Origin of the sequence: Streptomyces sp. (assembly GCF_031181555.1) — a bacterium.
Classification (GTDB): Bacteria; Actinomycetota; Actinomycetes; order Streptomycetales; family Streptomycetaceae; genus Streptomyces; species Streptomyces fimbriatus.
Genome location: NZ_JAPSKQ010000235.1, coordinates 1 through 7,654, shown reverse-complemented (window position 1 = coordinate 7,654; position 7,654 = coordinate 1). Strand labels below are relative to the sequence as shown.

Genomic DNA, 7,654 nt, shown 5'->3' with positions numbered 1-7,654 from the left:
CCAGGCCGAGGTCGTAGGCGAGGATCGTCGCCTGGACCCGGTCGCGCAGTTCGAGTTTGCGGAGCAGTGCGTTGACGTGGGACTTCACTGTGCCGACGGTGATGCCGAGGTGCTGGGCGATCTCGGTGTTGGTGAGCCCCGCGGCGATCAGTCCGAGGACGCCGCGCTCACGGCCGGTCAGGCTGTTCAGTTCGCGGGGGGTGCTGCTGTCCGGCACCCCGGTACCGGTTCTGGACGCGTAGTGGCCGATGAGTCGGCGGGTGGCGGACGGGGCGAGGACGCTCTCGCCCGCGGCCACCACCCGGATGCCGTTCAGCAGTTCGCCGGGGTGCACGTCCTTGAGGAGGAATCCGGAGGCGCCGGCGCGTAGTGCGTCGAACACGTACGCGTCGAGGTCGAAGGTGGTCAGCACCAGGACACGGGGTGCGTCGGGACGGCCGGTGATGATCCGGGTGGCGGCGATGCCGTCGAGTTCGGGCATGCGGACGTCCATGAGGACCACGTCGGGGGCCAGTTCCCCGGCGAGCCGTACCGCTTCGGCGCCGTCGGCGGCCTCACCGACGACCGTCATGTCCTCCTCGGCGTCGATCACGGCGGCGAACCCCGCTCGTACGATGCCCTGGTCGTCGACGACCAGCACCCTGAGGCTCATCGTTGTCCCTCCTCGTCATCCTGCTGCACAGTCGGCGCCGCGGTCAGCGGCAGCAGGACGCGGACCGGACCCGTCGGGTCGGCGGTGACCGTCCCGCCCGCCACCGCCGCCCGCGTCGACAGCCGTCGGCACAGGGCGGAACGCACGGTGTCCGGGACTCCGATCGCCGTGATCGTCAATGCGGTGTCGTCCGCGTCCAGTTCCACCGTCATCGGCTCCTCGCCGCCGACCGCGAGTACCGTTTCGCAGGCATGGTAGGCAGCCAGGTCCACGGCGGTGGGCAGCCGTCTCGGCATCCGGTCGGCCAGGCGTATCTCGACGTCGCGGCCGGTGGCCCGGATCTGATGGCCGAGGAGGTCGAGGGCCTGCAGGGTGGGCCGCGGCCGCAGCGCGGGCGTGGTCTCGGCGTCCCGGACCGTGTCGAGCAGGGTGCGCATCGCGGCGAGGGCCTCGCGGGCACGTTCGACGGCCTGGTCGAGCCGGCCCGCCTCGGCCTGCGCGACCATGTCGGCGGTCCGCGCCAGCACGGTGGTCTCCAGCCCGGTGGCGATCCGGCGGCGCTCGGCCCAGGCGTCCCGTACCGCCTCCTCGGTCCAGGCCGCGAGCTCTCCGGCCTGCGCACTGCGCGTGGCCCGGCGGTGACGCCCGCGCAGGGTCCCGCCCCACCAGGCCGCGCCGACCAGCAGGGCCGCCAGCCCCGTCGACCCCGCGACGAGCGCCCAGAGAGGGAAGGAGGTGCCCCGGTGCACCAGTGCGGCGGTCGTGGCCGCCGCGTGCACCAGCACGGCCACGACCGGGCCGGCCCCCACGGGCGACAGGAGCGGGCGGCCTTCGGTGACGGGCGGTCCGGTGGCGGCCGTGCGGGCCGCGGCGGAGGCGATCACCGCGCAGGTGGCGGCCGTGCTCAGCAGGGACGGCAGGAGCACCCACCCGGTGTACGCACCCACGGCCGTCGCCATCGGCCAGAGCAGGGCCAGACCCAGGACGACGCCCTGGGCGGCGCGTGGCGCCCGGCGTCGCCACAGCAGTGCGAGCGCCTGTCCTGCGGCCAGCAGCGCGAAGAGCGCGCCTGCCGACGCCCCCGGACCGCTCGACGCGGATGCCGCCCGGATGACCAGTGAGGGCAGCAGCGGTTGCACGACGAGGCCGACGGCGGCCGTCACCTGTGCCAGGCGGTACTGCCACGGCACCGACCGCTTCACCGAGGCGGCGGCGAGCCGACCGGGCAGGACCGCGTTCACCTTCCAGCCGCCCTCCGCCGTCGGGCCGCTGGTCAGGGTGCCGCCGGCCTCCCGGGCCCGCGACCGCAGAAAGCTCTGGCCGCGCCCCGAGCCGAGGCCGGCGCCGTGCGCCGGCGAACCGGCCGGCGGTGCGGCGCTGGTGACGACGACCTCCGTGCGGGCGTCGCCGTAGCGGCAGGTCACGGTGGTGCGTGCACCGGGTGCGTGCCGTGCCACGTTGGTCAGCGCCTCGCGCACGATGCCGTACGCCGCGTCCCCGAGGGCACCGTCCGGCAGTGCGTCGATCTCGCACTCCACGTGCTGGCCGAGCTGGGAGAAGCCGGCGACCAGAGCCAGCATCCGCTCCCTGGGTGAGGGCTGCTGCTGGTCCGGTGAGGGTGCCGGTGCCCGCACGGCGCCGAGCGCCCGGGTGACCTCACGGCCGGTCTCGGCGGTGAACCGGAGAGCCTCGTCGGCCAGTTCGGGGCGGCGGTCGCGCAGCCCGAGTGCCGCACCCGCCGTGACGACCACGGCCGTCAGATGGTGGGCGCTGACGTCGTGCAACTCCCGTTCCATCCGCTGGCGTTCGACCGCCGGGAGCCGGTGACGCTCGATCTCGGCCCGCTTCAACCGCTGTTCGGCGGCCTGCCGCGCGAGCCGGCTGCGCCGTGCCAGCATTCCGGCGGCGGACGCGGCGGTGTACAGCACGGCCGTCAGGACGAGGTCGAGCCCGTCGCGGTCGCTGAGCCCGTGCAGGCTGATGCCGTACAGGGACTGCCAGGAGACGAGCGTCATCACGCACAACAGGGCGGTGAAGGTGTCGCGTTCGTCGGCCACGGTGAACAGGGCCAGGGCCACACCCGCCGTCCCCAGCACCGCCATGGCGCCGACGGGCAGGGGACCGGCGCCCAGCGCACAGGCGGCGGCGACCAGGACGAGGGTGGTCACCGGTTTCGAACGGCGCAGCGAGAGCGCGGCCGTCACCAGCCCGGCGACGAGGGCCGCCACGAAAAGGGCGGACCCCGCCGGGACGTTCCCGCGGATCACATCCGTTCCCGGCCACACCACGGCCTGGACGCCGAGCAGCACAAGGGGCAGAAGCCGGTCGTCGGTGTTCTTCATAAGGGATCAAGATTAAGACCGCAGGTGAGCGGCTGTCCTCGGGCTCGGGGCGGACCGTTCTCTCTTACCTGGGGTGCAGACGCTGCACCTGCGGTTCGACGCGGTGATCATCCCGCAGCGTGAGGATCCGGCCGGGTACCCGGCCATAGTCTCGATCACGTCGGGAAAGCAGCCGACCGAACACCGGTTCTTCCACGCTCTCCCGCCCGTCGACACTCCACTCACCAGCAGGAGGATCCATCATGTCCGAGCGCGTTCTCGTCCCGTCCGTCATCGGCGTCGTCGCCCTCGGTGCCGTCGCCGCCGGCGGCTACGCCATGGCCTCCACCACCACGCAGCCGACCGTGAAGAACGGCTCCGCCAGTTACACCGCTCCGTCCCAGCAGGGCGAGGGCAAGCTCACGTACACCGCGGACGTGAGCGACGACTCGGGTGTCCGCGAGCTCAGGGTCATCGCGTGGCCGGCGAGCTCCGAACTCGACCCGACGAAGGCGGAGCTGCGGTACGTGGACAAGGCCACGTGCCACAGCACCTCGGACGAGACCTCCCGCTGCACCTACACGCTGAAGGTGACGCAGCAGGACGCGGCCGATCTCGCGGAAGGCGCCTGGCACGTGTCGGTGCTGGCGACGGCGAAGGACGGCGACACGAAGTTCGTGTCCCGCGCGGCCACGGTCGACGTCACCCGCTGACCCGTCACCAGGGCCGGACACCCCGGGGGACCGGCCCTGGTGACGTCGGTCCCCGCTGCCACGGCGGCTCCGCGTCCGAGGGTCGCTGCCACGAGCAGCCCGCCACCCCTCCCCTTCCCGCCGGGCGCCGTCCCTGCGCCCGTCCGTGTGCCGTCACCCCCGCCGGAAGGAGTGCGCAGTGTCCCGTGCAGCCGGATTCTCACTCACCACCGCCACGCCGGTGCCTGCCGCCGGTACTCCGGTGACGCACCTGCGCGGCAGCCTCCCGGGACGCGCCGGCAGCCACGGGCCGGTGCCTGGCAGCCTCGTCGACGACGTCCAGGGCGCGCCGCCCGAGGACCGGGAGGCGCTGGCGGCCCACGCGGATGTGTCGCGTGAGGCCCCGCTCATGGTGGTGTGCGCGGTCACGGAGGACTGCGGCCCTGAGGTCGCCGGGTTCCTGGCACGGCTGGCCCGGAGCGGAGCCCGGCTCATCGAGGTGGGACCGATGGACGTCGCCGACGTCGAGGAGCTGCTGCGGGCGGGGAGTTCCCGGACCGGCGGCGCCGTGGGCGCGGGCAAGGGGCCCGGTCCGGCCGCCGGGCCGCGTACGTGGTGCCCGAGCGGACCGGACCTGCTCGGCGCCTTTGCCCCGCTGTCTGCCGAGGCGGCCCGGCTGCACGCGCTGACCGGGGGCAACGCCTTCTACCTCACCGAGCTCCTCGGGGCATCGGGCGGCCTGTCCGCCGGCACCTCGGTACGGGTGCCGCACGCGGTCCGGTGCGAGGTCCGCGCCCGGCTGGCGGCGCTGTCGCCCGACGCCCGGCGAGTCGTGGAGACGGCGGTCCTGTCCGGCCCGGTCGGGGCGTGGTTCCTGGCGCACGCCTGCGAGTTGCCCCTCACCGCCGTGCTGCGGGCCCTGGAGGACGCCGCCGACACCGGGCTGATGACCTGGCAGCGGGCCGACGGCCCGTCGCCGCCTGCCGCGTACGCCTTCTCCTGCGAACTCGTCCGCGGCACGCTGCTCGCCGACATACCACCCTCCCGGGCCCACGCCGCCCGGACGGCGGTGGCCCGGGTAAAAAGCGGCCGGCGGAGCAGAGGGCCGACCCGGCCGCCCTGCCGGTTGCCGCCACACCACCCAGCAGGGCTGACGACCGGTAAGGTCCCTTACGTACCCGAGCGTCACTTTTTTACGAGGAGCCCCGCACGCCGGTTCACGGGTGGCGGCACCTAAAAGAGGATGAGGCAATTTAATTGCGCGCAACTAAATTGAACGCTATGTTATTCCTCGGAGTCGGGCCCGCCTTGCCGGCCCGACCCGATCAGGGCGACAGCCCGCACACAGAAGGACGTTGAAGATGCGCATCACCCGATCGGCCCGGTCCGCGCGGCTGTTCACCCTGCTCGGTGTCGCGGCCGTGGGCCTGTCCGTCACGGCCGTGACCCTGCCCGGCGAGGCCGACGCGGCGCCCCGCCACCACCAGAGTCGGCCGACGATCGTGCTGGAGCACGGCGCGTTCGCCGACGCCTCCAGCTGGGACGGTGTCGTCCAGCGCCTGGAGCGCGCCGGTTACCCGGTGGTGGCCGCCGCCAACCCGCTGCGCGGCCCGGCGAACGACGCCGCCTACCTGCGCAGCGTCGTCCAGCACATCGACGGGCCCGTGGTCCTGGTCGGCCACTCCTACGGCGGCACCGTCATCAGCCAGGCCGCCGCAGGACTGGAGGACAGGGTCAAGGCCCTCGTCTACATCGCCGCGTTCCTGCCCGACACCGGCGAGAGCTCGCTCGGACTGACGAACAAGTTTCCCGGCAGCACCCTCGGCAACGTGATCGACCCGGTGAACTACACACTGCCGGACGGCAGCCAGGGCGCCGACGTCTACATCGAGCTGGACAAGTTCCACCGGCAGTTCGCCGCGGACGTGCCGGCCGGCCAGGCCCGGCTCATGGCCGCCGGCCAGCGTCCGATCGCCGCCGCCGCACTCGAGGAGAAGTCCACGAAGGCCGCCTGGAAGACCATCCCCTCCTGGTCCCTGGTCACCACCGAGGACCTCAACATCCCCGTGGCCGTCCAGCGCTTCATGTCGCACCGCGCCCACTCCCGCACCACCGAGATCGACGCATCCCACGCGGTGTCCGTCTCCCATCCCGACGCCGTGACCCGCATTGTCGAGAGGGCCGCCCGCACGGTCCGCTGACCGCGGACCGCACCCGACCTCACCTCCCGCACCACAACCCGCACCGAAAGGCAGTCACCACCATGGCGTTCATCACCGTCGGCCAGGAGAACACCACCCCCATCGACCTCTACTACGAGGACCACGGCAGCGGGCAGCCGGTCGTACTGATCCACGGCTACCCGCTCGACGGCCACTCCTGGGAGAAGCAGTCCGCCGCCCTGCTGAAGGCCGGCTACCGCGTCATCACCTACGACCGGCGCGGCTTCGGCCGCTCCAGCCAGCCCACCACCGGATACGACTACGACACCTTCGCCGCCGACCTGAACACCGTCCTGGAGACCCTCGACCTGAACGACGCCGTCCTCGTCGGCTTCTCCATGGGCACCGGCGAAGTCGGCCGCTACCTGGGCACCTACGGCTCCGCCCGGATCGCCAAGGCCGCCTTCCTCGCCTCCCTGGAGCCCTTCCTGCTCAAGACCGACGACAACCCCACGGGCGTCGACGCCGACGTCTTCGAGGGCATCGAGCAGGCCGTCACCACCGACCGCTACGCCTACTTCACCGCCTTCTACCAGGACTTCTACAACCTCGACGAGAACCTCGGCACCCGCATCAGCGAGGAGGCCCTGCGCAACAGCTGGAACGTCGCCGCCGGCGCCTCCTGGTACGCCTCGCTGGCCTGCGTGGACACCTGGACCACCGACTTCCGCGCCGACATCGCCAAGATCGACGTGCCGGCGCTGATCCTGCACGGCACCGCCGACCGGATCCTGCCGATCGAGTCCACCGGGGAGCCGTTCCACCGGGCGCTCCCGAAGGCCGAGTACGTCGTCGTCGAGGGCGCCCCGCACGGCCTGCTGTGGACCCACGCCCAGGAGGTCACCGACGCCCTGCTCGCCTTCCTGGCCAAGTGACCGGCCCCCGGCGGGCTTTCGCCGCCGGGAGGTGAACCACCCTGATCCTTGGAGCCGCCAGGAAGAGCAGCTCTTCCAGGCGGAGCAGTTCCTCGCGCACAGCCCAGAACCATCAGCCCGAACGCAGCCGTCACCAGCAGTTTCCAGACGATCTCACGAGACGTGTCAACGAGATCAACAATCACGGAGAGTAGGCACACCACAGAAGTCGGGCCAGAACCGCACTCTCGCGAACGAAGCCACGCGGCGGCAGATCCCGCCCCTTCCTTCATTTGCTGAACTCGACCGGGTGGTCCCCGCAGGTGCGGGGACCACCCGGTCCGAAGTCAAGGAGACGCGCACCATTCGGTGCGGGTCTTCAGCGCGTCCGTCAGGGTCACCGGCGCTGTCACGTTGGTTGATGACGTGGGGTGATCTTCGGGTTGATCCTGTTGGAGGGGTGCCCGTGGAGAGCAGGTCGCCGGCGTACGAGGGGCACCGCTACCCGGCCGAGATCATCTCCCCCTGTGTGTGGCTGTCCCACCGCTTTCCGCTGTCGTTGCGCGAGGCCGGGGAGCTCATGCTCGAGCGCGGTGTCGTCGTCTCCTGCGAGACGGTCCGCCGCTGGTGGGTGACGTTCGGTCCGGCCTGCGCCCGCGAGCTGCGTCACCGGTGGCCCCGGCCCGGGGACAAGCGGCATCTGGACGAGGTCTTCATCAAGATCAACGGTGAGCAGAAGTACCTGCGGCGCGCTGTCGACCAGAACGGGACGGTGCTCGACATCCTTGTACAGAACCGGCGGGATACCGCCGCGGCCAGCCAGTTCTTCCGCCGCCTGCTGAAAAACACGGGTGCGGTGCCGCGGGTGGTCGTCGTCACCGACAGGCTCCGCTCCTACGGCGCGGCCCACGGC

At 72.0% G+C, this 7,654-nt stretch carries 7 protein-coding genes; 5 read left to right on the top strand and 2 right to left on the bottom strand.

Features of this window, described 5'->3' with window-relative positions:
• Both RIM90_RS29270 and RIM90_RS29265 read right to left on the bottom strand, forming a co-directional pair.
• The coding region (locus tag RIM90_RS29270; RefSeq protein WP_309063765.1) for a response regulator transcription factor at positions 1 to 652 on the bottom strand (652 nt) is incomplete at its 3' end.
• On the bottom strand, positions 649 to 2,994 hold the full coding sequence (locus tag RIM90_RS29265) for a histidine kinase (RefSeq protein ID WP_309063764.1): 2,346 nt from the start codon (positions 2,992 to 2,994) through the stop codon (positions 649 to 651). The genes RIM90_RS29270 and RIM90_RS29265, both read right to left, overlap by 4 nt.
• A 242-nt stretch (positions 2,995 to 3,236) precedes the next feature.
• On the opposite strand from RIM90_RS29265, the gene RIM90_RS29260 reads away from it, so the two are divergent.
• The 5 genes from RIM90_RS29260 to RIM90_RS29240 all read left to right on the top strand — a co-directional run.
• Positions 3,237 to 3,686, top strand: coding sequence for a DUF5707 domain-containing protein (locus RIM90_RS29260; RefSeq protein ID WP_309063763.1), 450 nt, complete (start codon positions 3,237 to 3,239; stop codon positions 3,684 to 3,686).
• Between the two features lie 292 nt (positions 3,687 to 3,978).
• Positions 3,979 to 4,902, top strand: coding sequence for a hypothetical protein (locus RIM90_RS29255; RefSeq protein ID WP_309063762.1), 924 nt, complete (start codon positions 3,979 to 3,981; stop codon positions 4,900 to 4,902).
• Positions 4,903 to 5,026: 124 nt separating this feature from the next.
• Positions 5,027 to 5,866: an alpha/beta hydrolase gene (locus RIM90_RS29250; RefSeq protein WP_309063761.1), complete on the top strand. Its 840-nt coding sequence runs from the start codon at positions 5,027 to 5,029 to the stop codon at positions 5,864 to 5,866.
• A gap of 62 nt (positions 5,867 to 5,928) precedes the next feature.
• Positions 5,929 to 6,762 carry an alpha/beta hydrolase gene (locus RIM90_RS29245; protein WP_309063760.1) on the top strand — a complete coding sequence of 278 codons (834 nt, stop codon included), beginning with the start codon at positions 5,929 to 5,931 and terminating at the stop codon, positions 6,760 to 6,762.
• 445 nt (positions 6,763 to 7,207) lie between these two features.
• Positions 7,208 to 7,654, top strand: a 447-nt coding sequence (locus RIM90_RS29240; protein ID WP_309063759.1) for an IS6 family transposase, incomplete at its 3' end; no start/stop codon positions are given.